General features: G+C 40.1%; 24 protein-coding genes. 14 read left to right on the top strand and 10 right to left on the bottom strand.

Going from position 1 to position 25592, the window contains the following annotated elements; genetic code table 11:
- Positions 1-1921 (top strand): methyl-accepting chemotaxis protein (locus AC4GME_RS02175; RefSeq protein ID WP_490378967.1); only part of this gene is annotated, 1921 nt, incomplete at its 5' end.
- An 87-nt stretch (positions 1922-2008) separates the two neighbouring features.
- Here AC4GME_RS02175 and AC4GME_RS02170 read toward each other — a convergent pair.
- Positions 2009-5110, bottom strand: a complete 3102-nt coding sequence (locus tag AC4GME_RS02170) for a multidrug efflux RND transporter permease subunit (RefSeq protein WP_490376030.1) — start codon at positions 5108-5110, stop codon at positions 2009-2011.
- Positions 5111-6175, bottom strand: coding sequence for an efflux RND transporter periplasmic adaptor subunit (locus AC4GME_RS02165; RefSeq protein WP_490376029.1), 1065 nt, complete (start codon positions 6173-6175; stop codon positions 5111-5113).
- A 360-nt stretch (positions 6176-6535) separates the two neighbouring features.
- On the opposite strand from AC4GME_RS02165, the gene msrA reads away from it, so the two are divergent.
- The 4 genes from msrA (at position 6536) to AC4GME_RS02145 (ending at position 9406) form a co-directional block, all read left to right on the top strand.
- Positions 6536-7084: a peptide-methionine (S)-S-oxide reductase MsrA gene (gene msrA, locus AC4GME_RS02160; protein WP_490376028.1), complete on the top strand. Its 549-nt coding sequence runs from the start codon at positions 6536-6538 to the stop codon at positions 7082-7084.
- A 362-nt stretch (positions 7085-7446) separates the two neighbouring features.
- Positions 7447-7812 carry a response regulator gene (locus tag AC4GME_RS02155; protein ID WP_490376027.1) on the top strand — a complete coding sequence of 122 codons (366 nt, stop codon included), beginning with the start codon at positions 7447-7449 and terminating at the stop codon, positions 7810-7812.
- Positions 7812-8438, top strand: a complete 627-nt coding sequence (locus AC4GME_RS02150) for a chemotaxis protein CheC (protein ID WP_490376026.1) — start codon at positions 7812-7814, stop codon at positions 8436-8438. Before AC4GME_RS02155 ends, AC4GME_RS02150 begins: the two co-directional genes overlap by 1 nt.
- The gene (locus AC4GME_RS02145) at positions 8438-9406 is read left to right on the top strand and encodes a sensor domain-containing diguanylate cyclase (RefSeq protein ID WP_490378966.1); all 969 of its coding nucleotides are present in this window, start codon (positions 8438-8440) and stop codon (positions 9404-9406) included. Before AC4GME_RS02150 ends, AC4GME_RS02145 begins: the two co-directional genes overlap by 1 nt.
- A gap of 202 nt (positions 9407-9608) precedes the next feature.
- Here the strand turns inward: AC4GME_RS02145 and AC4GME_RS02140 are convergent, their stop codons facing one another.
- Positions 9609-10994, bottom strand: coding sequence for a DUF3943 domain-containing protein (locus tag AC4GME_RS02140; protein ID WP_490378965.1), 1386 nt, complete (start codon positions 10992-10994; stop codon positions 9609-9611).
- A gap of 188 nt (positions 10995-11182) precedes the next feature.
- Between AC4GME_RS02140 and AC4GME_RS02135 the strand changes: the two genes are divergently transcribed.
- Positions 11183-11452 (top strand): hypothetical protein, encoded by a 270-nt coding sequence (locus AC4GME_RS02135; protein WP_490378964.1) that lies wholly within the window; start codon positions 11183-11185, stop codon positions 11450-11452.
- A 153-nt stretch (positions 11453-11605) separates the two neighbouring features.
- The gene (locus AC4GME_RS02130) at positions 11606-11956 is read left to right on the top strand and encodes a hypothetical protein (RefSeq protein ID WP_490378963.1); all 351 of its coding nucleotides are present in this window, start codon (positions 11606-11608) and stop codon (positions 11954-11956) included.
- Positions 11957-12436: 480 nt separating this feature from the next.
- Here the strand turns inward: AC4GME_RS02130 and AC4GME_RS02125 are convergent, their stop codons facing one another.
- Together AC4GME_RS02125 and fkpA are read right to left on the bottom strand one after the other, a co-directional pair.
- A complete protein-coding gene (locus AC4GME_RS02125) occupies positions 12437-13642 on the bottom strand; it encodes a BaiN/RdsA family NAD(P)/FAD-dependent oxidoreductase (protein WP_490378962.1) in 1206 nt (401 codons plus the stop codon).
- 202 nt (positions 13643-13844) lie between these two features.
- Positions 13845-14615 carry an FKBP-type peptidyl-prolyl cis-trans isomerase gene (gene fkpA, locus AC4GME_RS02120; RefSeq protein ID WP_490378650.1) on the bottom strand — a complete coding sequence of 257 codons (771 nt, stop codon included), beginning with the start codon at positions 14613-14615 and terminating at the stop codon, positions 13845-13847.
- Positions 14616-14757: 142 nt separating this feature from the next.
- Between fkpA and AC4GME_RS02115 the strand changes: the two genes are divergently transcribed.
- Both AC4GME_RS02115 and AC4GME_RS02110 read left to right on the top strand, forming a co-directional pair.
- Entirely contained in the window at positions 14758-15753 is a 996-nt protein-coding gene (locus AC4GME_RS02115) for a WD40 repeat domain-containing protein (RefSeq protein ID WP_490378961.1), read from the top strand.
- Between the two features lie 14 nt (positions 15754-15767).
- On the top strand, positions 15768-15977 hold the full coding sequence (locus tag AC4GME_RS02110) for a SlyX family protein (RefSeq protein ID WP_490378648.1): 210 nt from the start codon (positions 15768-15770) through the stop codon (positions 15975-15977).
- A 67-nt stretch (positions 15978-16044) separates the two neighbouring features.
- On the opposite strand, the gene AC4GME_RS02105 is transcribed toward AC4GME_RS02110, so the two are convergent.
- The 4 genes from AC4GME_RS02105 to AC4GME_RS02090 all read right to left on the bottom strand — a co-directional run bounded on the left by AC4GME_RS02105 (position 16045) and on the right by AC4GME_RS02090 (position 19620).
- Positions 16045-16752 carry an NRDE family protein gene (locus tag AC4GME_RS02105; protein WP_490378960.1) on the bottom strand — a complete coding sequence of 236 codons (708 nt, stop codon included), beginning with the start codon at positions 16750-16752 and terminating at the stop codon, positions 16045-16047.
- Positions 16740-17252, bottom strand: a complete 513-nt coding sequence (locus AC4GME_RS02100) for a hypothetical protein (protein ID WP_490378959.1) — start codon at positions 17250-17252, stop codon at positions 16740-16742. Before AC4GME_RS02100 ends, AC4GME_RS02105 begins: the two co-directional genes overlap by 13 nt.
- A gap of 236 nt (positions 17253-17488) precedes the next feature.
- Positions 17489-18181 carry a prepilin-type N-terminal cleavage/methylation domain-containing protein gene (locus tag AC4GME_RS02095; protein ID WP_490378958.1) on the bottom strand — a complete coding sequence of 231 codons (693 nt, stop codon included), beginning with the start codon at positions 18179-18181 and terminating at the stop codon, positions 17489-17491.
- Positions 18181-19620 carry a hypothetical protein gene (locus tag AC4GME_RS02090; protein WP_490378957.1) on the bottom strand — a complete coding sequence of 480 codons (1440 nt, stop codon included), beginning with the start codon at positions 19618-19620 and terminating at the stop codon, positions 18181-18183. The genes AC4GME_RS02095 and AC4GME_RS02090 overlap by 1 nt, the downstream gene beginning before the upstream one ends.
- A 249-nt stretch (positions 19621-19869) precedes the next feature.
- Here AC4GME_RS02090 and aroQ point away from each other — a divergent pair, with 249 nt between their 5' ends.
- Positions 19870-20322, top strand: a complete 453-nt coding sequence (gene aroQ / locus AC4GME_RS02085) for a type II 3-dehydroquinate dehydratase (protein WP_490377987.1) — start codon at positions 19870-19872, stop codon at positions 20320-20322.
- A gap of 253 nt (positions 20323-20575) precedes the next feature.
- A complete protein-coding gene (locus tag AC4GME_RS02080; RefSeq protein WP_490378956.1) occupies positions 20576-22234 on the top strand; it encodes a hybrid sensor histidine kinase/response regulator in 1659 nt (552 codons plus the stop codon).
- 19 nt (positions 22235-22253) lie between these two features.
- On the opposite strand, the gene AC4GME_RS02075 is transcribed toward AC4GME_RS02080, so the two are convergent.
- Positions 22254-22895 carry a response regulator transcription factor gene (locus AC4GME_RS02075; protein ID WP_490377989.1) on the bottom strand — a complete coding sequence of 214 codons (642 nt, stop codon included), beginning with the start codon at positions 22893-22895 and terminating at the stop codon, positions 22254-22256.
- Between the two features lie 202 nt (positions 22896-23097).
- Here AC4GME_RS02075 and prmA point away from each other — a divergent pair, with 202 nt between their 5' ends.
- From prmA to fis, 3 genes are all read left to right on the top strand, one after another.
- The gene (prmA, locus tag AC4GME_RS02070) at positions 23098-23982 is read left to right on the top strand and encodes a 50S ribosomal protein L11 methyltransferase (RefSeq protein ID WP_490377990.1); all 885 of its coding nucleotides are present in this window, start codon (positions 23098-23100) and stop codon (positions 23980-23982) included.
- 130 nt (positions 23983-24112) lie between these two features.
- Positions 24113-25072 (top strand): tRNA dihydrouridine synthase DusB, encoded by a 960-nt coding sequence (gene dusB / locus AC4GME_RS02065; RefSeq protein ID WP_490377991.1) that lies wholly within the window; start codon positions 24113-24115, stop codon positions 25070-25072.
- Positions 25073-25092: 20 nt separating this feature from the next.
- Positions 25093-25392 (top strand): DNA-binding transcriptional regulator Fis, encoded by a 300-nt coding sequence (gene fis, locus AC4GME_RS02060; RefSeq protein ID WP_019616283.1) that lies wholly within the window; start codon positions 25093-25095, stop codon positions 25390-25392.
- The last annotated feature ends 200 nt before the right edge of the window (positions 25393-25592 follow it).

Genomic DNA, 25592 nt, shown 5'->3' with positions numbered 1-25592 from the left:
CGTCGCAAGTGTTCTCTTTCCAGTGCTGATTTTATCCGGCGTAGCTATCAAGAGTATTCGTGATAATGCCGTTCTGTCTTTTCAGCATTCAAGCTCCTCGGAAATTGCCCATGTTGATACGGCCTTTACTCTTTATCTAAACGGCCTTGCAGAGGATGCTAAATTCTTAGCTAATGTGATGCAGACCCGTCAACTGGATAAATCAGTAACCAGTTATGTCGGTCAACCTTCCCGTCAAATGACGCCGCCGGAGAATTCTGCCGTAGAAGCGGCAGCGTTTGAGCTGATGGCTGCCTTAGGGGAAGCAAAACCGGATCTTGCCTATGTCTACCTAGGCATGGATCATGGTGGTTATATTCAATGGCCAATGGGTAAAAGTGCCAATGAATATGATCCTCGCGCACGACCTTGGTATACCAGCTCAATCAATTCAACCACCCCCGTTCGCGTACCAGCTTATGCAGACAGTAATACCGGAGCACCATTGCTTGATTATCTGCAGCGCTTTGAAGGGGTAGATGGTGCATTTGGTACCATAGGTGTAGACGTGACTTTATTAAAATTAACCGAAATGGTGAAAAAAATCACCTTTGCTGAGTCTGGTTATGTCATTTTGGTTGAAGATACTGGCAATATTCTCGCGGATCCAAGCAATCCAGATCACAATTTTAAGCAGTTGAATTCACTAGGTGGAGCTTATAGTCAATTAGCAAATATTGAACAAGGTTTGCACCCAATCCAGCTGGATGGCAAAGAGTGGTTTGCCAATGTTTACGTGTCACCGAGCCTCGGCTGGAAATTTATCGGGCTTGTCGTTGAAGATGAAGTTTATGCACAAGCAAATAGTATGACCACCAAGATGCTTATCATTAGTAGCGTACTGCTGCTCATATTTATTATCGCGGGCTTCATTTTAGCAGGTATGATCACCAAACCAATGAATGCCATCACCGAAGGATTGCAGGATATAGCATCAGGAGAGGGCGATCTAACCCGCCGGCTTGAAATAAAATCACAGGATGAATCAGGCGAGATGGCGAGTGCATTTAATACCTTCATTAGCAATATTTATCAAATTGTCACTAAAGTGACATCCACCAGCCAAGAGATGAACAGTATTTCCACAAAAGCACGCAGTGCATCATCTGCAGTTGATGTCGTTGCTCATAATCAGTTAGCATCAATTGATCAAGTTACAACCGCTTTTCATGAGATGGTAGCAACGGCTAATGAAGTTGCCTTAAATTGTACCGAAGCCGCATCTGCCGCTGATAATGGAGATCAGCAAGTTGAACAGGGGCGAGGTTTAATTCAAGGAACCGTAGAAGCTGTTGCTTCACTTGAAAACATACTGGCTGAGTCTAACGATGCTATGGCAGAGCTGGCAGAGGAATCAAGCAATATAACCGTTATTCTAGATACGATCAGGGGTATTGCGGAACAAACTAACCTACTGGCCCTAAATGCAGCGATTGAAGCAGCCCGAGCAGGAGAGCAAGGACGAGGCTTTGCAGTTGTCGCAGATGAAGTTCGAACACTTGCTGGTCGCACTGCGGAATCAACACAGGAGATAGATAAACGGCTAACCAGTTTGCGTCATCGAACCGATGCCGTAACCAGTAAATTATCCAGCAGTATGGTCCATTCCAAACAGACAGCCGAGCATACCGCCTCAACCGAGGAAATTTTTGAATCGATCCAACTGTCAGTCAAAAAAATTCGCGATATGACCACTCAGATTGCAACATCGGCTGAGGAGCAACATCTGGTTGCAGAAGAGATAAACCGTAATGTAGTGGAAATTCAGACTGGGGCGAATGAAGCTAAAGAGGCTTCTGCAGAAGCTGGAAAACATGCTCAATCACTGCAGGAATTATCTGACCAACTGGAGTCGCACGTCAGCCAGTTTAAAACGAAGTAATAACCTAGCACCAAACAAAGATCTGCTCTTTACTTTTGCTTCTCAAGGCAAAAGGCAAGAGCAGTTCCGCTCACGGCTCTCTCTTTCTCATTTAATCATTTGTGCGTTATCGAGCTCTTTTTGTAATTGAGCCTCAACAAAACCGGGTGAGTGAGTCTTGCCGGAAATCAGTCGGTACATAGCAGGAATCACCAGCAGTGTCACTAAGGTCGCAACCCCCATGCCAAAGAACACGACGGTACCAACGGCAATACGGCTTTCAGAACCCGCACCACTTGATAAAATAAGCGGAATTGCCCCCGCCAAAGTGGTAAACGCAGTCATTAAAATAGGACGTAACCGTCTTGCCGAGGCATCAATAATAGCTTGCTCAAGCGCGATACCGCGATCGCGCAGCTGGTTGGCAAACTCCACAATTAAAATACCATTCTTGGTGACCATACCAATTAACATAATCATGCCTATCTGACTGTAAATATTTAAACCCTGCTGCATAAAATACAAACCTAAAAAACCACCTAACACGCCCATCGGCACAGTAAACATCACCACCAGCGGGTTAATAAAGCTTTCAAATTGAGCTGCCAGTACCAAATAAGCAACCAGCAACGCCAAAGCAAATACAATCAGCACACTGCTTTGGTTCTCTTTATATTCTTTCGACTCCCCGGAGTAATCAACAGAGATATCACCCGGCAGTAACTCAATCGATTTCGCATCTAAGAAATCTAATACTTCCCCTAAAGTGAAACCGGGGGCGACACTGCCGCTTAAGGTGATCGATTTCTGTTTATTATTATGCGAAAGTCGGTGTGCAGAAGCCACCTCTTCAATATGGGTAATGGTATCGAGTGTTATCAGTTCACCCGTTTGCGAACGCATATAAATCTGACTCAGGTCCGAGACATTATTAAAGTTACGTTCATCACCACGAAGGTAAACATCATATTCTTCACCACGATCAATGTAGGTTGTTTCGCTGCGACCGCCGAGCATAATCTCTAAGGTCGTAGAGACTTCTGTCACGCTAATGCCTAATTCAGCGGCCCGTTCCTGATCGATCGTAACCAGCAGCTCTGGTGTTTTTTCAGAATAATCAAGATCGCCAGCAACTAAGATGCCAGCCGCTTGTGCTTCTTGCTGTAATAACTGCGCCCACTTTTGCAGTTCACTGTAATCAGAGCCACCCAGTACAAACTGCACAGGATCACCAGAGCCGCCTCTAAAACCTGGCATTAAAGGCCGCACCATAACATCGGGAATATCTTTTAAGGCTTCAGTTATTAAGGCCAAGGCTTGTTGCGCATTAACACTGCGCTTATCCCAATCTTCCAGCACCATAATTACAAAACCAGTTTGATCCCCCGCATTACCGCCAAAAGCGGGTGCTTGTGTGCTGAAGGATTTAATCACCCCTTGTCCCAATAGCGGTAAAATTCGCTGTTCAACGATATCCATATTGACATTCATACGGTTATAACTGGTGCCCTCTGCGCCTTTAATAAAGGCAAACAATACGCCCCGATCTTCTTTTGGGGCAAGTTGCGACGGCACCAGCTGCATCAGGTAAAAACTTGCGCCGATACAGCCTAAAATAACCAAGGGTGCCAGCACTCGTAATTTAATCGCTTTAATAAGTACTTGACGGTAAAAAGCTTCTAAACGGGCAAACAGGGATTCCATCATTTGCGTAAATCGCGTCGTTTTGTCATTACCTCTTAATATTTTACTGGCCAGCACGGGCGTGAGCGTTAAGGCAACCAGCGAAGAGAAAATCACCGACATGGCAAGCAATACCGAAAACTCAGTAAATAACAAACCAACCATACCGTCCATAAATGAGATAGGTAAAAAGACCATCACTAATACCAAGGTGGTAGCAATAACCGCAAATCCCACCTCTCGAGTACCTTTATAAGCCGCTACCAAGGGAGTTTCACCTTTTTCAATATGATGGAATATATTCTCGACCACCACAATGGCATCATCGACCACCAGACCAATTGATAAAATCAGCGCCATCAAGGTGATTAAATTAATCGAAAAACCAAAATAATATGCCGCAATAAATGAAGAAACAAGTGAAACAGGCACTGTAATCGCAGGGATTAAAGTCGCACGGACCTGACCAATAAAGAGATAGAGCACCAGAATAACCAAACCACCAGTAATAAACAGGGTGCTGTAAACTTCCTTGATGGATTGTGCGATAAATACCGTCGAGTCATAATCAACCGCTAACCGCGCGCCATCAGGCAGGAACTTTTGAATTTTTTGTACTTCTTTATGGACAGCGTTAGCAACCTCCAACGGGTTGGCATCCGATTGTGCAATAATACCCAAACTGATATTAACCACCCCATCACTTTTAAACGATGAGCTTTCATTTTCAGCACCGACATAAACCTGAGCGACATCTTTTAAATACACGGGCGAGCCATCGCTGGCTGTGCGCACCACTAAGTATTCAAAATCTTGAGGTTTATAATACAAACGCGCCGTTCTGACCGACATCACAGTGGTATCGTTACGTACTTCACCAGCAGGGTTTTCAACATTTTCCGCTTTAAGTGCCGCTACAATATCACTACTGGTCACTCCTCTACCGGCCATTAAATCAGGGAAAAGTTTGACATACATGACCTGATATAAACCACCGGAGATATCCACCGAACTGACACCGGAAATCAAACTGAAGCGGTCTTGTAATACCCGCTGCGCATAATCGGTTAACTGCGTACGATCCATTTGCGACGAATTTAAATTAATATACAGCGAGGCTTCACCTGAGCCGTTATTTTTAGCAACAATCGGATCGTCAGCCTGATCCGGAAGTGAACGTTGCGCTTTGGCGACCGCATCCCGCACATCACTCACACCTTCGGTTAAATTCCAGCCTAAATCAAAAGTAACCGTTATCCGCGACATGCCGTTACGTGTCACCGAGGTGATTTCATCAATGCCACTAATACCGGTAATTTGCTCTTCTAACACCGAGGTTACCTGGCCTTCCATAATAGTAGCGGCCGCGCCTTCATAACGCGTCATAACAGTCACAACAGGGCTTTCTACATCGGGCATCTCTCTGACCGACAATTTATTAAAAGCAACACTGCCAAAAACACAAAGCAGCAAACTAAGCACAATAGCAACAACCGGACGTTTAACCGAGGTATCGGAAAGCCACATTTAATTGCTCTCCTTAGTGTCGCTTGTAACGCCGGCAAGATCTTTAACTTTTAAACCATCTTTCATATTGACCAAACCTTGCACCACTATTTTATCCCCTACATTAACTCCTTCTTCAATCAAAACCTGATCAGCAATACGCGCACCTAAAATCACTTCGCTTCGTTTTGTAATACCTGACTCATTGACAATATAAACAAAACGTTTGCTACCGGAATATTCTAAAGCCTGCACCGGAATAATAGGTTCGTTAATAGCTGGAAATGCCATGGTTGCCGACATCATCATGCCCGGTTTTAATCTGTTTTGGGGATTATTGAATTTAACACGCACACGCAGGTTTAAAGTTTCAGGGTTAATTCTTGAATCGATAGCAATCACTTGCCCGCTAAAAACAGCACTTGGCCATGCGCTACTTTTAGCAGTGACTTTCATGCCGATAGATAACATGGAGAGATAACGCTCCGGCACCTGTAAATCCAACTGCATGCTAGAGAGATCATCTAAGGTTAACAGCTCAGTGCCACTGGAGACCATCTTACCTAAACTGAAATCGATTAAACCGATTGTGCCTGAGAACGGCGCACTTAACTTATGCTCCTGCACTTGTGCTTTAGCGGCCATTAATCTTGCCTGGGCAATTTCAACAAACGCGGACTGAGCATCTAGCTGAGTTTTGGTGATGGCATTTTTTTTAACTAAGGTGGCATACTCTTTCAGTTTACGTTTTTCATCCGACAAATAAGCGTTCGCTTCCAATAACGCCGCCTGCGCTTTATTATCATCAAGCTGCACCAGCAACTGCCCCGTTTTTACTTTTTGATTGGCCACTACATTAATTTTCTTAACTTTACCCGCCACCTCCGGCGCAATACTGACAAACTGATCTGACTGCAATTTTCCGATAAGAGCAAGGGTTTGTGATACCTTATGGTAGCGCACTGTGTCCGTGTAAACCGTCACAACACGCTGCGCTGTTTTGCCTTTTGCAACGGCGACAGAGCTGTAACTCGAAATAGCAGAAGTCAGAGTTAAAAATGCCACCAGAAAAATATGTTTGCTCATTATTTGCGTTCCATCTGTTATACCAAATCCACTGACTAAACGCTCTATTGCAGGCGCAGGAAAAACGCCTGGCAGCAAGCTATTAACGGCAGTAACTAATTGTTCTAATTACAGGATTAATATCGCAGCAGAGATCGTTTTAAGCAGCCTGGAAATAAAATTTAATGGAACAGGTGTTATTAGTATTGTTATTAGTATTGTTATTAATGCTTATTATATTGAAACTTTGCAACGCATATAAGGCGAGTTAGGTAAAGATAGGTAAAGATAAGAGAAAAGCCTGGAGTTAAGGGTAAATATAACCCCACTCCCTTGCACTATAGTTAACCAGGTAATATTAAATTTTTGATGAGGTACAAGATGGCAATTTCAACAGCGACATTTGCAGGAGGCTGTTTTTGGTGTATCGAAGCGGCATTTAACTCATTAACCGGCGTGAAAAGTGCAGTTTCCGGTTATACCGGTGGTGTAACTGAGTCTCCAACTTATCAGGATATTTGCACAGGCAGCAGCGAACATGCGGAAGCGGTACAAATCATATTTGATGATACGAAGATCAATTATCAGACGCTGCTAACTCTGTTTTTCAGCTTACATGACGCGACGCAACTCAACCGGCAAGGCAATGATATTGGCAGACAGTATCGCTCAGTTATTTTCTATCACAACCATCAACAAAAACTGCTGGCTGAAGAGTTTATTAAAAGCCTTTCTGATGCGGATGTTTATCAGGATACGATTAAAACCACTGTTACTGAATTGACAACTTTCTATCCGGCCGAGGATTATCATCAAGGTTACTATCTTAATAATCCGACTCAAGGTTACTGTTCAATGGTGATAACCCCAAAATTTCTTAAATTTAAACAACAATACCAGGCGCAGTTAAAATCAGAGATCAGCTCTTAACCTGCCGCTCCAAAAAAGCATCAGCAGGGATTTAGAATAATAAACACACTGAAGCGGGAGCAAACATAAAATGTACTCTTTAAACTTCTTAAGTAATTTTTTAAAAATATTGAGCTTCACTCATTTAGAACAACCTCTCGTGACCCGTGTCATATTGAATTGTGCAAGTTATTGACCCATAAACGCATAGCCTATATATTTTTGCTTTGATTTGTTTGCACTATATAAATAATTGGGAAAATCAAATTATTACAGTGTGCAATAACACCAGATTTATGCGGCAATGGAATCGATAGCTAACTTAAAGTTAATTAGCCAAGGATAACCAACAAGCATAAATACTACCAAATAAGAGGAAAACAATGACCACGTCTTTGTTAATTGTTGATGATTCAACCTTTTCCCGGAATATGATAAAACGAGTGCTGCCCAGCGACTGGGACGTTGACGTTACTGAAGTAATTTGCGGTGAAGAAGCGTTGGAAGTTTGTCAACTCATGCAGTTTGATGTTATTTTTTTAGATCTGACCATGCCCGATATTGACGGCCTAGATGTCTTATTAGAGCTTAATAAGCGCAACTATCGTTCTCGAGTGTTTATAATTTCGGCTGATATTCAAGAGAGCTCAAAGCAGATAGCCAAAGAGCGTGGAGCGGTAGATTTTTTACCTAAACCAATTAAAACAGATACTTTGCTTGCCATGCTGCAACATCATGAGGTGATTTGATGACTACTGAACAAGAATTTACTGCTTATCAGATCGATGCGCTAAAGGAACTTGCAAATATAGGAATGGGTAGAGCTGGTGCCAAGCTATCAGAGGTATTTGAACACAGGGTTACACTGAATGTACCCAATGTAGCGATGGTGGATGCGGATAAGCTAGATGCCTTAGCCTTGAAATTTGAAGCTGGCAATCCGATTGTCAATATTATCCAGCAATCTTTTATCGGCGAAATTGAAGGGCGTTCAACATTTATTATTGGCGGTCACAACTTTTCTGATTTAGTGAGTATCCTTGGATATGAGGAGTATGATGCTATTGATGAAAGACGCCAGAAAGAGATGTTACTGGATGTGTCAAATGCGGTAAACAGTGCCTGTCTTTCAGGATTGGCGGAGCAGCTTGAGCTAGATATTGAACTTACCAACCCTTCAATCGTTGCTTTCAACACCCCCAATGCAGAATTAAAAGATTTTTTCTTTAAACAAAAAAATCAAGAGACACATCAGACTCTATTATTCGAGATTAAGTTTTTTATTAAAGATATCAATTTGTATTGTGACAATATTATTTCGCTTAAAATAAGTAGTTTAGAAAACTTGCACAATGCTTTACAAAGGTTGCTTTGATGGGAAACGAAGAACAGTTCACTGAGTTTTCCAAGCTCCTGCAAGAACTATCAAGTATCGGTTTTATTATCCTAGACAGGCGTATGAATGTCATATTCTGGAACCGTTTTATGGAGCTGCATAGTCATATAAAATCGGCGGAAATTATTAATCGCAAGCTAACCAGCTTTTTTCCTGATGTGAATGAAGCATGGCTAAATAAAAAAATCAGATCAACTTTAGTTCTTAATAATCAAGCCGTCACTTCCTGGGAGCATAGACCCTACCTGCTAAAACTGCCCAGTACTCAATATTCAATCGACGATGTCGATTTTATGTATCAGAACTGCTCTTACTTTCCGGTTAAAGACAGTGAAAACGCCGCCATTGCTGTTGGCATTGCCATTTATGATGTGACAGAAATAGCGGTTACTCAACGACTACTCGAAAATGTCACAGAGCAGGCCTTAGATCTGCAGGAAATTAGCACTCATGATCATTTAACAGGGCTGTTCAATCGCAAGTTTTTTCTAGATCAGTTAGTGCAGGATGCCTCTCGCTGCCGTCGTTTAAACTGGGGTCTCGGCATAGCAATGATTGATGCTGATAAATTTAAATTAATTAACGATACCTATGGACACCAAACTGGTGATGATGTTTTAAAAGAGCTGGCAGTCCGTTTACAAGATACGCTGCGCACATTTGACAGCTTATGCCGATACGGTGGAGAAGAATTTGCACTGATCTTACCTAACACCACTGAGCAGCAAACACGACAGGTTTGTGAACGTCTTCGTGAGTGTGTTAATAAGTCGCCAATCTTTTCTGGAAAACATGAAATCCCGGTAACAGTCAGTATTGGAATTTCTTTTTTAAGTAGAAACAAATCCTTAGAAGAAATAATTTCAGAAGCCGATGCAGCACTTTACTTAGCCAAGCGTAATGGCAGGAACCGTGTTGAACAACATCAAGCAGAAGAAGCACTGTAAACGCCTTTAAATTTCATATTTTTCTATATGAGAAAACAAAAGGCCGGGCATATATGGCAGCGTTATTCAAGGTAGTTGTCGCCTGAGCTATTAAGCAGCTCTGTTAATGAAGAGCCAATTGGTATACTAAAAATTGGCTCAAATTCATTGACAGTTAAAAGTAAATACCTGACCCCACTGGCGCATGGTGTCATTATAGCGACTATTCGCCTTTACCAAAACGGTATAAAATACTACTGCTAATTTGCTGTTCATTGGTGTGCAATTTTGTCGTATAGATGTTACGCCAATCAACTTGCACAGCCCAATTATTATGAATTTTGTAATGCAAACCGACGCCACCATTAATTTGAAATGTTTTGTGATCGCGTGATTTTTTAAACATCAACTCACCGAAACCCGCAGTAAGATAGGGACGGAAATTCGCATCACTATTAAAATAATATTGCGTATCTAATGCATAGGTTTCGTAATCTACCTTTTGATCGCTTTGTTTATCTTCTAACTCTGCATAACTGTAATTTAATCGTGCTGAGAGTGACTTAGTAAAGTACAAACCCAGTGACCATTGGTAACCATAGCCATCTTTTAACGCCCAGCTCTCATCAGGCGCAACGTAAAGCCTCCCAAGGGAAAATCCGATGATACCAGTATCAACAGGATCAACCGTACGGGTTGTATAGTTCATGTTTTTATGGCGATTTTTACTAATACCGGGTAAAGCAGGGCTGTCATCTGTGCCATATAGATACTTTACATTAAAGCCAATGACGGTTTCTTCCGCCTCGCCGTCGCCCAGTTTATCCTGTGAGAAAGTAAAATATCCCGTACCGGCTTTTAAATAGTCTCTGCCTAAAAAAGTATTAACACTACGCCCTATGGTGTCAACGGGATCAAGTAAGAATAAAGACACGTCACCCATCGTTTGTGAATCTAAAAACTTCCCCCCATTATTCCAAATCTCGCGCTCTGTATTAAACGCCCATTCGCCATAAGCCCAACCTATGACGGGGGTCAGCACAATGTCTTGAATTGACGGGACCTCAGCAAAGGCTTCGATGCCATATTCCCAATATAATGTCGACATTAAGAAAGAGTATAAAAATGCATCCCATTGTCGGTAGCCTGATTTACGTGCCGATTGGTAATAAACACCACCAAAATACCCGTGACCGATAACATTGAGGTGCCAAGAATCACGATCCCAGACGGGTCCCGCTTTAACGTTTTCGAGCCACTTTTCTAGTAATTTTTCATCGCGGTCATCTCTATCATCCCACTTTGTCACGGATTCCGGCATCAACGCCAGGACGCCAAGTACAGCAAAACCTGATCCAAAAACAGTATAAGTTTGGTCTCGTAAACGTTCATTATCTTCATCACTTTGAGGGCTAAATAATGAAATTCGATAGGGGGAATCGTAAAAACCAGGATCGATCTCTTTTGTTTCCCATGCAGAATTAGTCGCTTTGGTTTGGTAGGGGGTGCCCTCTTCATCAGCCAGTGCAGTTGCAGGGAAACTGAAAAGTGATAAATAAAGAAGACTTTTGCTAAGCATTTTGTTTGATGAACTTTTTGCCGTGCACATCGAGCCTAATCCATTAGAGAAATTAATACATATCAGTATAGTCACGACTAAAAAATCAACATAATTCCAGACATCCAAACTATTTTTACTTCTGAGTTGAATATTAGCATTCTGCAAAGTGACACTATCGAAAAGCTAAATGAATTATTTAAAAAATAGGGTTAAATACCAATAAGATAGACTGCTTTTTGGATCGTTTTGATGGCATGAGCTTTGTTGAAATGGCAAAGCGACATAAAGGAAAACCAGCAACAGAGGATAAATACCGTAAACGCTTTAAGCGGCTTGTGGATCAGTTAGAATCACATTCTGATAAATTAAGAGTGATTTTGATGGGGATCATGATTAATGCTAATCAGACATCTCCACTAGTTCATAGGATTATTGTTTTCGTTAAAAAACCACTTCATAACCCCCTCCATTGTAAAAATAAGATGTTTCTTTACACCGTGCCGTAGGCGTTCCGTATTTCTACAATCGGTAAATCCTATTATAAAATATAAGCGTTTGATAAACACCGTATAAAAATGTAAGGTTCATTTTTATTATAAATATTTGATGGGCGTCTTTCTTGTGGAAACACTGAATTGTTCCGTCTAATAAGATGTTATATGAAAGAAGATGTATCCATAGTACGTAAATTTAAAGGAAATACAGTGAGAAAATTTGTTTGTGTCGCATTATTGCTGAACTTGTCAGCGTGTTCGATTTTTCTTGGTAAGCCTAGCGAAAGAGTTACAACATTTGATGATTTTGAGCTTTGCTCTAAACTGGCGGACTACACTTTTAAATATAATGCCGAATGGGCTTGGGCTCTTTCAGATGAAATCAAGAAGCGTGAATTAGACCGTTCTGAAAGGTGTAATTCTACCTATACTAATCGAACTCATAGGATAATGAGGAAAACAAAAGCCATGCCTGTAGGTTTCAATGATGCAATCAATGATCCAATTAAAAGTTAGGTTTTGATTGTCGTATTAAATTTTCATATAACAAGTTAATCAACAAAGACATGCAGTGTAGGTGCACATAACAAGCCAATGAACTGGACAATGTAGTTGATCCGATCTAGTAGACACCTTTATTTGAAATAGAGGTGAAATTTGAGAGAGCTTGCCAATATAACCCCAATATTTCGGCTGGCGTCTTACCTTCCGTTGACGTTTTTCTTGATCAATAAATTCCTTTAGCAAGTGGAAACAGGACGTTTCCACTAAGTTCGGATCCGCACATGGATGTGCGGTCCGAACTGGTGCGTTAAAAAGGGATTTATTTATCAAGATAAAAAAACGTACGGACGGCACTTTTTGGTTACTTTTTCTTGCTGTTGAGAAAAAGTAACACGCCGTCAGGGGCGGAAGACCAAATATGAAAGTTAAACCATAGGCTACAAGCGAAAGCCAACAAACAAACCAAATAGGCTAGGAATAAAACTGAAAAAACTAAACGTCCTGCCCGGCTGCCCAGCCGCTTGCCCATGCCCACTGGAAGTTAAAGCCGCCTAGCCAGCCCGTCACATCTAATGATTCACCGATAAAATACAAACCCGCTACATTTTTACATTGCATGGTTTTTGATGAGATAAGATCAGTATCAATACCGCCTAATGTTACCTCTGCCGTGCGGTAACCTTCGGTACCATTAATCTGTGGCGACCAGTTATGAAAGAGCTCGGCAATCTGTTGCAATTGCTTTTCGTTATATTGCTTAAGCGGCAAGCTTTCGATTTCTGCCAAACTTAATAAACACTCGATAACTCGCTTTGGTAACTGCAGTGCAAGCAGCGTTTTTAAAGCTTGTTCAGGACGGTTTTGCTGTGTTTTTATCAGCAGTTCAAATAGATCCTGATTTGGCAAAAGATCTAAAACTAATTTATCACCCGCTTGCCAGTAGTTGGATATTTGCAGGATAACCGGGCCGCTTAAACCGCGATGGGTGAATAACAGTGCTTCAGTAAAACTAATTGTCTTCTCTTTTTTGCCGCCATTTTTTAGCTGGCAAGTTGCAGTTGCGGGAAAGCTGATACCTGAAAGCGTTGCTAATTTTTCTTTCTGATTTTGCTGCAGAGTAAACGGTACTAACCCTGCGCGTGTTGATTTTACCGGCAGTAAGTATTGATCCGCAATTTTATACGCAAGCGGTGTTGCCCCCATTTTCGGCAGCGATAATCCGCCCGTTGCGACAACCAGTGACTGACACTGAAAATCACCGAGTTTTGTTTGTACAGAGAAATGCTGATCGGCTATTTTCGTATGTGAGAATATTTCACATTGCAGTTGGATTTTTACGCCCGCATCTCGAGCTTCATCTAATAACATCTGCACAATCTGTTTAGCGCTGTCATCACAAAACAGTTGCCCGTGATCGCGTTCGTGCCAGCTGATATTATGTTTACCCACCAGCGTGATAAAGTCCCATTGGTTATAACGGCTGAGTGCTGACTTTACAAAATGCGGGTTATCACACAGGTAATTAGCAGGTTCAACATATAAATTAGTGAAATTACAACGCCCCCCGCCACTCATAATAATCTTTTGCCCTGCGCGTTTTGCATGGTCGAGCACTAAAACTTTACGCCCTCGTTTACCTGCTTCAATCGCACACATTAAACCTGATGCACCCGCACCTATGATTATTACATCCCACATATTTCACCTCTTTAATTTATGCGCTAAGGATACACTATTTAATAAAAAACAAAGAGCAGAGAAAACTAGGGACTGAAATTATTATACGGATCTGGAGCTGTTTTGATTTTAAAGAGAAGAATAAGATCTTGCAGAGTTAAGCGAGTAATCGCAGGCAAAAAAAAGGCCGCACTAAGCGACCTTCAAAACAGGTAAAATTGAATTATCCTGCAACAGGCGCTTCAGCTGCTTCGGCTGCTTTAATTTCTAATAATTCAACTTCAAAAATTAGCGTTGCACCAGGAGGGATAGAGCCCGCACCTTGATCTGCGTATGCAAGTTCAGCAGGAATAACGAATTTGTATTTTTCACCAACACTCATCAACTGCACGCCTTCAGTCCAGCCAGGAATTACACGGTTAAGTGGGAATGTCGCTGGCTGACCACGTTTAACAGAACTGTCAAATTCAGTGCCATCTACTAATGTACCAACGTAATGTACAGTTACTGTATCTTCAGCTTTTGGTTTAGGACCGTCAGCTTTTGTCATTACTGAGTACTGTAAACCAGACTCAGTAACAGTTACACCTTCTACTTTTGCATTTTCAGCTAAGAAAACTTTTGCTTCTTCAGCAGCTTTTGCTGTTTTTTCAATCATCTGCTTTTCAGCTGCGGCTTTAACTTCTTCACCGTAGGCTTTAAGCGTTTCCATCATATCTTCATCAGTTAATTTAGAGCTGCCGCGTAATGTATCTGTGATACCTTGAATAACAACTTCTTTATCTAATTCCATACCTAACTCAGCTTGTTTAGCAAGCATTGTATTAAACTGCTGAGAAAATGATGTGCCGATTGCATAAGCCACTTTATCTTGGTTATTTTCAAAAGTTACTGCAGCTTCTTGTGCTGTAGCAACAGGCTCTTTTTTTTCATTACAACCTACTGTTAATACAACTGCAGCTGCTAATAAAGAAACTTTAAATACATTTTTCATTGTTACTCCAAAATTGTTCTTATTTATTAGGTAAAACATGCGACGATACTATTTTCTCATCTAAAATGAAAAAAATCAGGTATCAAAATTTGTAAGCTTATACTAACCTTAAAGCTAATTTTAACCAAAAGTTAATTCAAAAATGTCATTAAACATCTCTTTTAAATCACTTTTTATATTGCTGAGTCTCATTTTTGTGGTCTCTTGCAGCCAATCAGACCAGCCTTTACAACAATACGAACATGCTGTTGAAGGCGCTTTTGCTGCCGAGATTTCTCAAAATGGTGATTACTCAATTATCTCTTCTATTCATCACGGCTTAAGCCTCTGGGATAACCGTAATAATAAATTATTGTTTCAATGGCAACATCACAATGCACAAAGCAATGATATTTATATAGTGCGCATTTCTGCCAACAATAGTCATGCTTTATCAGCAAGCCGTCGCGAATTTGCTATTTGGGATATCAAAACAGGACAATCATTGGGCTTTTATCAAGTTAGTGACTCGCCTATTCGTGATATCCGTATCTCTGCAAATGGGCGATACGTTTTGTATGGACAAGTAAATGGCAAAGTAGTTCATATCGATTTACAAACAGGCCGCCGTTTAGAGATGCCGGTTCATACTGAAAAGGTTAATAGTGTCGATCTGTCGGCCAATGGCCTTTATGCGCTATCGGGTGGCAACGATCATCGTGCTTTTTTATGGAACACAAAAACAGCGCAAATCATTCAAGAGTTTAACTTCCATCACCGCGTTTCTATGGTCAAATTCGAAGATAAAGGGCGTTATGCATTTGTCGCCGATAATCAAAAAGCATCACAGATATGGGATTTAAAAACAGGGGAACTGCAAAGCACGCTGATTTATACAGCGCGTCAATCTATCTTCTCCTCTGTACGTTTTATCAATGATGGCAAACACCTGCTGACAGGTAACGGCACAAAAATGATAACATTGTGGGATGTAAAAACAGGTTTAAGTCAACAAAGATGGATGGTTACACCAAGAAAAGAAACACGTCCGAAAACAGCTGTAGTATACTCCGCCACATTATGGGATGGTGATAAGATTGCCAGCGAAAGCTCCGCCGGATTTTTAGAGGTTTGGCCGCTAGAAGCGCTTGAAAATTAACAATAGAGAAAATAATGAAGCAAGAAAATCGTATCGAGCAACTAGAGATGAAAGTGGCATTTCATGAAGATAATATCGAAACTTTAAATAACGAAATATTTGAGCAGCAACGTAAATTACAACTGTTAACAGAACAAGTGGCACTGCTTGTTACAAAGTTAAAAGAAGCTGAGCCGAATCAACTCGCCTCTGAAGAAGAGGAGATGCCGCCACCGCATTATTAAATTGAAAGTTATCAATTAACATGCTGATTCCTGTATTTCCAGAAGGTTGGGCTGTAAACGTTAAAAACTAAAAGGGTAAACGTTCACTTTTAGTGGTTAGTTTGCCGTTATTTATATAATCAAAATAAGTAAAAGTAATTGTTTCAGCGACCACAATATGACTCAAACTCACGGTTGAAGCATCGGCTCGAAACATTTTCACGGACAATTTCCCCTGCGTTTCTTGTGAGCGGTGATAAGTTAAAAACTGCTCCCGAGTTGGATTATCACTATCGACCGTTTGCAAAAAACGCGCTCGCCTATGCTTATAAACAGCTGGGAATTCAATACTCGAAGAGGTAATCGGCAGTGTGTTTTCTACCTCAGTGAGCGCCAGACCATTCCACTGAAAAGTTCTGGCTCGGTTGTTTAACTTGGATAAGTCTTTTTCAAAAATGCACAGTTGAAAAGCTGAGTATTGTGTTAAGTCCATTGCTTTTAATAAAGGGATAACATTATCGGCATCTTTTAATAACGATAAAATTATCTGCCCACGACTTAAAAACGTCCCTTCTGTCAGCACCTGCTCTGCTTGATAAAAATTCAATAACGCTAAAGATAAGCCACTGTTATGCACAGCCAGCCAGCTGCCTTGACCGACAGGATCGATTGGATAAATTGCATTAAGTTTCTGATTTAAAGTTGGGGGCTCTGCAACCTGACGAGTACGCTGTTCATCGCGATTGAAAAACAGCTCATAGCCACAGTCAGTTAACAGATAAGTTAATGTGCACATTTTTCGCTGCGCAAAAATGTAGCGGTAGCAGGAGCGATACCGAATTGTTGCGGTGTTGCTTTATTCTGCGCTTTGGCAATTTGCTCTATCATGGCAAAGTGATGAATTGCATGACTGCCCGCAAAAATCAACTCGCGAGCCAGTGTTGTATTTACAACTTCAACCTGTTTTTCAGTTACTGATATTTCCGTAGAGAGCTGCATAGCCATTTTAAGCTGGGACTTTGAAAGCGATAATAAAAATGTTTTAATTTGTTCTATTTCAGCCAAAGCGCTATTGGGGTTTAGTTCGCTGTCACCACCACGACTGCGTTTATCATAATCGATAAAACCATCATCCATCCCTGTTATTATCGCTCGGTAATGATCTAAAATATGGCGCATATGTGCACCAGCAGAGCTGATAAACAAAGGGTGAATAATTTGCGTATATTGAGAAGAAGTTGTTGCTTTTAAATAAGCTTGCGCTTGTTGTAAAATAGTTAACTGGCTGTTAATCATGGAACAGACTGTCCTTTGTATTTAACACTATAATTAACAATCATACCACTCTAGATAAATATCTGATCTTTTATGCTGGTTAAAATCAACCATCTCTGCGTTATAAGTTTTGTAAAGGGAACAACCATTTACTGCAACTCATGCCTTGATATGATTTATTTTTCCTACGCCTAAAATGACCACTTACTTACCTAGAATGGTATAACACATGAATGAAGATGCCGTTGAAAATTTAATTAATCGATAAACAAAGTTGCTAAATCTAGATTACTTGCCAAGTCAGGATTATCTATTCTTCCATAATTTTTCCACCCCGTGTCTTCATTCGGATCTGCAACATCGCGCGGATGTCCATTACCAACTGAATGAACAGATGTAGCCTCATATAATTGACTGTTATAAATAACAAATGAACCTTTTTTATATCCCATTTTAGGCTCAAAGTAGATCACATCATTTGTTTCAAGCAGTGAAACAATAATATTTATCGCTTGTTTATCCCATTCATCTCCCCCCTTAAGTTCTGTATTTAAATTTACTTGTTCAGAATAAGTAAAGGTTTGTAAGTCCCCCTTAGCATCGTTCCAGGTGATCTGTAGTTCCACATCGCGAATATATTCACCAACTTCGCCACCTAATTCTGCAACCCCCCATTTATAATTAAAAGTGGTTAAACCTAAACCGGGGGAGGTCTCTTTTCCCGTCTTTCCATTTAGGTCATCAACGTCATCAATATCGACATTTTCTAACAGATCTTCCATTTTTTCAGTGGCTAATTCAATCACAGCGGTATGGGCAACGTTATTGCGATTTTGCTCAGCAACCATTTTTTGTAAGCCGGATACATTCACAGCAGCCAAACTTACTACTAGTAATGACACTAAAATTTCAACCAATGAGAAACCTCGCGTTTTCATTAATTTTTTCATTAGAAATCCCTCCAAGTACCAGGTTTTATACTGTAGTCACTGGCCATTGGTGCGCCACCTGCCTCATTATACAAATCATTAAGAATCGATATATCATAACGCGCCGAAAAATGTTGTTTAGTCCCTCTAGTATCTGTTTTGTCGTAACCATCATGCGAGCACTTATAGTCAGTTAGTAACGCGCCATTAACGCGCATCCCGCCCATATCAACACTTAAGTCTTCTACTTCTTCTGTTACTGGAACGTCATTTTCATCTAGCACTGGTAATCCATCTTCACCTAGTACTACTTGCGTACTTGTACCGGGTAAAAAATATAACAGACCTACCACAGACGCACCGGTATTGGGTTGATTAACAAAGGTGCCTCCTTCAATAAAGACCATTTTAGGATTGTCAACCGTGCCAATGGTAAAACGTTTGTTTTCTGATGAATTACTTTGCGATGCATCATATTGGTCAATATTACAATCACCTTTGATATATATAACTTTGTCTTCATCACCGACATTTTTCAATTGCTCAGAGCAACTTACTGCCCCATCTATAGTCATATCAACCAGAAACGCATAATTTTCAAGGGCAGCCATATTGTCTTCATTTTGTTCAATACCAAATGTCGCTTCGAATAACGAATCGGGTTCTAACTCATGATCTGAATCCATGCCGAAAAAAACTGACCCTTCGGGTGCGAGAACATCTCCCCAATCATTGTTATTATCAACAATTCGATCCGGGGAATCATCACCATAATACGCACGAGTGTCTATATTGTTTGCTTCAAGAGAATCCTCAGCGAAACACATAACATCCCCTGCATCTTCATAATCAGGTGTAACATCTCCATCTGGATTACTTATTATCATATAATCTGAAATATTACCGTCTGAAAGACAGTCCGCTGCAGTTAACCCTTCACAGCCATCATTAATGTTGGCTGTGAAATCTATATTTAATTTGCCATTGCTGGAAACAGGCGCTCTTGGTGGATTGTAGTCAACCAGATAGTTAGCTTCTAATTGGATAGTACGCTGGGCGCTATTATCCATAGAACGACCATAAGATATTATCTGTATTGTATTGCCGTTCATTTTATTAACTTGCACTTCGTAATGGTAATCTTTATCTGTATATTTATGAGGTGATAATGGTGATAATGTTGAAAGTAACCCGATAGCGATACCTGCATCTGTAAGCTTGCTTAACACTAAATTCACACCCGATTCGGCATTAACAAAGGCTTCATTATTACGGTAGTAGTTAGCAATAATTTGATTATCAATTAATTGCGTCGACGCCATATTTGCAGTAAATGCAATGCCCGCAATGCTTAACAGCAATGCAGATGTCAATACGGCAAAACCTTTATCTCGCTTAATGGAATACATCATATCCCCCGGAAAGTCATTAAGAGGGGCAACTTCCACCCAAAACAACATTTAAAAAAGTTACCTACCCAGCCTTAAGTTTAGAAAATAAGATGCAAAAGTAAACTTAAGAAGCGAAGATAAAACCTAAATTCCAGCACTTAAATTATACCCCTCTGTTTTTATTGATATAACGCCGAAAAATAATTTTGAGGAAAGATTGAAATTAGTCCGCTTTTAGATATTTAACAAAGAGAGTACTAGCCAGTTTATTGAAGAGCAGATAGACTCCTAACCACACTGTTTCTAGGAATCTTTTTTATGTCACAAAAAATAAAAGTGTTAGTATTAAATGGCCCAAACCTCAATTTACTAGGGCAACGTGAGCCCGAGGTTTACGGAAAACAAACACTCGAAGATATTATCCAAGACTTAACAAGTGAAGCACTGCAAGCAAATATTGAACTCACCCATTTACAATCAAACCGGGAATATGAACTCATTGAAAAAATTCATGAGTCATTTAATAAAATTGATTTCATTATAATTAATCCAGCGGCATTCACTCATACCAGTGTCGCCATTCGTGACGCCTTATTAGGTGTAAATATTCCTTTTATTGAAGTCCATCTTTCCAATGTGCATGCTCGCGAAAGTTTCCGTCACCACTCTTATTTATCAGATATTGCACAAGGGGTTATTTGTGGCTTAGGTGCAAAGGGTTACTCTTTCGCCCTGCAGAGTGCGCTTGATCACACAAAAGCGCTCAATTAACCTCTTTAGTGATGTTTTGACAAAAACTACCCGGGTGGGTAGTTACGCAAGAGAAAAGAATAGGGCAATCTATCCCTGCTTTAAGGAATTAAGGCATAGTAGCAAACCCACTTTCAATGCCATTTAGATGAACTTTTGTTGTTGTAAAATTTATAATGATTAGAGACATATTGTAGGCAAGCCTAACTTTGTTAGGCTTTTTTTTTATCTAAAATATTACACTTTATCGAAACCACTTCCACAAAATAGAGCTATGAATAATAAACAAGCGGTAAAAAAAATATTACTTTCAAGGTGGCAATCACTTCGCTTGTATAACATTGTTATATTGGCTGCATTTTTATTGTTTTACAGTGTTGGCTCGTTACAGAGTTACAGTTTTTTTGCCCCTCCTGCGGCTTTTAATCTGCCTTTTATTTTTCCATTTTCAGCCATTTTACTCTGCGCATATTTAGTACATTGCTTATTAACGAAAAAAGAAAAGACCATTTTTCTATTACTGCCTGTTTTAACCTTGTTTAGCACGCTATTTATCACTATCAACAGCCACTTTGAAGCACAAACCTCACAGAATAGTTTTCTTTATTTCACCCTGTTATTACCTCTTTTTTATGCTTATCTACTTGCTTATAGTTTTCAGCTATTACTACTCAACAATATTGCAATTGTGATCTGTTATACCTTCACGGCCGTTGTCGGCAATACAAGCCCCCTGGTATTTATATTAAATGCAATTTTTTTATCTACATTAGTTTTCTTAACCCTCTTTGCACATATCAAAAATAACGCGCGTCCACTCGTCAAAAAAACAGAAAACGCAGCCAACAATGCAGCTCTGAATAAAAAAAGTGCACAGTATTTACAGCAAATCATTCATGATATTCGCCAGCCTTTAAGTAGTTTATCTTTGTATAGTCACCTGCTCGAAAAACAATTAAAACAAACAGCACAACATAGTATTGTACAAAACCTGCAAAAATCATCAGAGCAATTAGATTGCTGGCTATCAGCACTGTTCGACCTTGCCTCCCTGGATTCCAAGAGCATCCAGCCACAGGTTGAAAATATTCATCTTTTGCCTGTGATATCCCCATTAATTAAAAAATATCAATATCAAGCAAAGCAGCAAGGTTTAACGTTAAGAGTGCGAATTACAGATGTGATCATCAATAGTGATGGTAAGCTAATTAATGATATTTTAGATACCTTGCTAAGTAATGCGTTAATTCACGGTAGGCAATCAGTAAACAGCTCGATATTGTTGAGTGCGCGCAAGTTAAAAGGTGCAGTAAATTTGCAGGTATGGGATCAGGGTGAAAAAATAGATAGCGAACAAATGAACTCGCTGTTTGATGAAACGGCTCACTGTAAAAATCCACTTCATAATAAAAGCAAATGGTTAGGACTTGGGTTATCAATCGCACAACGTAAAGCCCACCTTTTAGAAACTGAAATTAAGGTTAAAACTTCCGATAGGGGATCATGTTTTTCTATCAAGGTAAAAGAGGGCGATAAAATTTTAGCCAGCATGCCACAAAACAGCATAAGCAAAGGAAATAATGAAAACATTTTACTTGTTGATGATGATCTGAGCATATTAAACGCACTTTCACTGCTCTTCGAAAATTGGGGATACCAGCTATATTGTGCAGAGACCTACGCTCAAGCATTAACAATATTAAAGCAGGAAAGGTTTTCCCTTATTATTTCTGATTTCAGGTTACCAGGTGATAAAAATGGCATTGATTTGATTGAAATTGCCCAAAAAGAGCAGCAGCTAGCCGCGGTATTGTTAACTGGAGAGGTGGATCCTGACAAACTTAAAAAGGGTAATGCATTAAATTATAAAATACTGCACAAGCCGATAAGGCCAGCCGTATTACGTTTATTGTTACGACAACTATTAAGTTAACAATAAAAAACAGCTTTGATTAGAACGTTTCCAATAAACCAATTTGTATCGCTTTATCTACCGCTTTGCTGCGGCTTGACGCCCCGGACACATCTAATGCTTGATATAAACCTCGTTGATGAAACTTAACCGTATCTTGCGAAATAGATAATAGTTCCGCTATCTCCCTATTGGTTTTGCCACTGTGTATTAGTTTTAGAATTTGCGATTGCCGCCCAGATAACCGGTAGCGCTCTTTGTTTTTTCGAGCTTGTAAAACCATTGAATTCAATTGCTCTTCAATCGCTTTAGGAATAAAAACATTCCCCATCAATACATCTTGTAAAGCATCCAGCATCTCTTGAGGCAGATAGGATTTGGGAATAAACCCCATTGCACCTTTTTGCAGCGCAATTAAAACGTTTTTATACTCTTCACAAGCTGAAAGTACAATCACAGGTGATAGAATCTGACGTTTTGTCAATTCATCCAACAAACAGATACCATCCATCTCCGGCATGCAAAGATCCATTAAAATCAGATCCGGCTGTAATTGTTCAATATTAATCAGTGCGTCAGCCGGGTTAGCAAAGACCCAAACCTGATTATTGTTATTTTCTAAGGTTAGTTTCAAACCATGCAGAAATAACTGATGGTCATCGATAATTACGATTTTATTCATTAAGAGTTCCTTTCTATACCAAGATAGTGTTACTCCTTATATGCAAATTTACAATCTACTTCGCTCATAAATGGCCAGCCACATTAAATTATCTTTAATTTTTGTCGAACTTATCCAGCTTCGATTAATGTTTATGCAAGGCTATATTCTTACCCGCTTCCCCTGTATTCTTGCGCCATCATACTGACTAAGAGTGAAAATTATGCCTTGGATACAATTAAAGTTAAATGCGACTTCAGAAAATGCAGAACTGATCGGAGAATTATTAATGGAAAGTGGCGCCCTATCCGCCACTTTTACCGACTCACATGATGCGCCGATTTTTGAGCCAGCTCCCGGCGAAACTCGTCTATGGGGTGACACAGATATAACTGGGCTTTATGATGCAGCTACCGATATGTCCCCTGTACTTTTGCAGCTAAAACAAAGCCCACTTTTAAGTGACAACTTTGCACTAAAAATAGAGCCGCTTGAAGATAAAGATTGGGAACGCGAATGGATGGATAATTTTCATCCCATGAAATTTGGTGAACGTTTATGGATCTGTCCAAGCTGGAAACCCGTTCCGGATGAAAGTGCGGTTAATGTAATGCTGGATCCTGGCCTTGCATTCGGTACAGGCACACATCCAACCACTGCATTATGTTTAGCATGGCTCGATGGTCAGGATTTACAAGATAAAGTAGTTATCGATTTTGGCTGTGGCTCAGGTATTTTAGCCATTGCAGCACTTAAATTAGGTGCAAAACGTGTTATCGGTATTGATATCGACCCACAAGCAATTACAGCAAGCCGTGATAACGCGCAGCGTAATAATGTTTCACAGCAACTTGAGCTGTACTTACCAGATGATTTACCCGAAGGTATTTTAGCAGATGTCTTAGTTGCGAATATTCTTGCCGGTCCATTGCGTGAATTATCAACAAGTATCGAAGCATTAATTAAAGATAATGGTTTATTAGCCTTATCTGGAATTTTGGAACAACAAGCTGATGAGTTAATTGAAGTGTATGGTCAGTGGTTCAAAATGGATAAAGCTGCAATTAAAGATGAATGGGCGCGACTTTCAGGCATAAAAAGCCTATAAATAATACAAAACTGAAAATCGATTAATTTGCAAGCTAAATAATTTTAAAATGGTTAATTATTAACCTTTATTCTCTTACAAAAAATGCGTACACTACGCCGCCTTGAGTTAGAGAGATTGTATATTTTATATGCGCATTGGTCAGTATCAATTAGATAACAACATTATTTTAGCACCAATGGCAGGGGTAACCGATCGCCCCTTCCGTGAGCTTTGTCGCTCACAGGGTGCTGGACTTGCGGTTTCTGAAATGCTGTCGTCTAATCCGCGAGTATGGAATAGTAAAAAATCTAAGTTAAGAATGGACTACCATGATGAATCTGGCATTAGATCAGTGCAGATTTCAGGCTCAGAGCCTGTTGAAATGGCAAAAGTTGCACAGTTAACAGTGCAGCAAGGCGCTCAGATTGTTGATATTAATATGGGCTGTCCAGCCAAAAAGGTGAATAAGAAAAAAGCAGGTTCAGCTTTATTACCGCACCCTAAACTTGTGCAAGCAATTTTAAGAAGTGTGGTTGATGCGGTTGATGTTCCTGTTACTTTGAAGATTCGCACTGGCTGGGATCCAGAAAGTAGAAATGGTCTTGAAATAGCACAAATTGCAGAACAATCTGGTATCCAAGCACTCGCTGTGCATGGTCGTACAAGGCAATGTCTGTATAACGGATTTGCTGAATACGACACAATAAAAACAATTAAAGAAAATGTAACGATCCCTGTGATTGCCAATGGTGATATCACTTCAGTGGAAAAAGCCAAGTTTGTGCTTGATTACACTGGTGCCGACGCCATTATGATTGGACGAGGAGCACAAGGTGCCCCTTGGATATTCAATGAAATTAACCACTATCTCAAAACAGGTGAGCAGCTTGCTCCTCTGGGAAAAATGGAAATAAGCTCCATTCTTCTAGGCCATGTACAAGCTTTACATGGATTCTATGGAGAGATAATGGGGCCTCGAATTGCTAGGAAGCATGTCGGATGGTATTTAAAAGAGCAAGATCAGTTAGGTTACTTTAAACGACAATTTAATGCGATTGATTGCCCTGTTACGCAATTAAACACATTAGAAAATTATTTAAATCATTAGTAATTAAAGAGTTAATACCCATGTTTGAACAAAATATTTCTTCAGAAGCACTTACAACAACAACCAGTATTCCTGCTACAGGGCAAATAACTCAACGACCACTTCGAGATTCAGTACGTCAGGCTGTTTCAGGTTACGTGGCACAACTTAATGGTCAAGATACAACTGAATTATACGAGCTTGTTTTATCTGAAGTTGAAGCACCACTATTAGATATCATTATGCAGTACACTCGTGGTAATCAGACTCGTGCAGCAACAATGCTAGGTATTAACCGTGGTACGCTACGCAAAAAATTGAAAAAATATGGTATGGGTTAATTTCCAACCTTATTTAATGAAAAAAGCGACTTCTCAGTCGCTTTTTTTATGCCTGTTGAAAAATAACAGTGTAACTGTAAGCGTGGCAGCTTAAGCGGCAAAAAATTGAAAAACAGGGTATGGGTTAATTTCCAACCTTATTTAGTGAAAAAAGCGACTTCTCAGTCGCTTTTTTTATGCCTGTTGAAAAATAACAGTGT

It is taken from the genome of Psychromonas sp., from assembly GCF_983033635.1.
This window is presented reverse-complemented; position numbering and strand designations above follow the sequence as displayed.